The sequence below is a fragment of the Paenibacillus sp. 01L418 genome, from assembly GCF_056400045.1.
This window is the reverse complement of sequence record NZ_JBFTSN010000765.1, coordinates 1-1,259: the sequence shown is the minus strand read 5'-3', so window position 1 is coordinate 1,259 and position 1,259 is coordinate 1. Positions and strand designations below refer to the sequence as shown.

The 1,259-nt window shown below is 46.2% G+C and carries 1 protein-coding gene; it reads left to right on the top strand.

Translation table 11 applies throughout. The features are described from left to right. The first annotated feature begins 7 nt into the window (after positions 1-7). Positions 8-976, top strand: a complete 969-nt coding sequence (locus AC1DSE_RS35460) for an aldo/keto reductase (RefSeq protein ID WP_477529144.1) — start codon at positions 8-10, stop codon at positions 974-976. Positions 977-1,259 lie beyond the last annotated feature (283 nt).

The following is a 1,259-nucleotide window of genomic DNA, read 5'->3' as shown; positions in this document are numbered from 1 at the left end:
TTCCGATATGTTGTATAAACGCGCAGGCAAAAGTGGAATTAAGCTGCCTGCGATATCCCTTGGTCTGTGGCAAAATTTCGGCGGCAATCAACCGCTTGAAAATTCACGTGCAATGCTTTTAAAAGCGTTCGATCTCGGCATTAATCATTTTGACCTAGCAAACAACTATGGACCGCTTGCCGGTTCTGCTGAAGAAACGTTCGGAGCAGTATATAAGAAGGATTTGGCTCCCTATCGCGATGAACTTCTAATTTCTACAAAAGCGGGCTATTACATGTGGGAAGGTCCATACGGCGAATGGGGCTCACGTAAAAATTTGCTGTCCAGCTTGGATCGCAGCTTAACGAGAATGGGACTTGATTATGTCGATATATTTTATTCCCATCGTCCTGATCCAGAAACGCCGCTTGAGGAAACAATGGGCGCGTTAGATCATGCGGTAAGACAGGGTAAAGCTTTGTATGTTGGTTTATCCAACTACAGTGCGGAGCAGACAAGCGCTGCTGTGAAAATTTTGAAACAGCTAGGGACGCCTTGCCTGATTCATCAGCCGAATTACTCCATGCTGAACCGTTGGATTGAAGACGGTTTGCAGGATGTACTTTCTGAGAATGGCATAGGCTCGATCGCTTATTGCCCGCTTGGAAGAGGACAACTGACGAATAAGTATGTCGATAAAATCGAAGCGGAATCGAGTGCAGCTTCCAGCGCGATGAAACCAGAAGCGATCACGGCAGAGCGGGTTCAAAAATTCCGCAGCCTAGAGCAGCTAGCGGCAAGAAGGGGACAAACCTTATCCCAATTGGCATTAACATGGGTTCTGCGTGAAGGTGGAGTTACCTCAGCATTGATCGGTGTCAGCCGCGTAAGCCAGATTGAAGAGAATGTAAAGGCACTGGAAAGTGCTCCGCTGTCTGCTGAAGAATTAGCCCAGATCGACGCTATTATGCACAATATTGGAGATATTCCATGGTAATACCAAGCCCAGGCGCATACGCCTGGGTTTTTCTCTGCTTTAAACGTTGTAAATGAACCCAAAAGCAGGAAATGATACGTGTTTTGTGGAAATAAACGAAGGAAATCAAACATAAACGAGTGAGGGAAACTATGACCCATCTTACTGAAGCTTTCATCGATGCAATGGCACCCAATGCGGGAGCAATCAAAAACGGTAACGATCTCGTACGCAAAAACAGCTTTCAGAAGTTATGCCGTACGGAAGACGGATTGTTGCTATTTGGAGAATGTAAGGGAAGCGG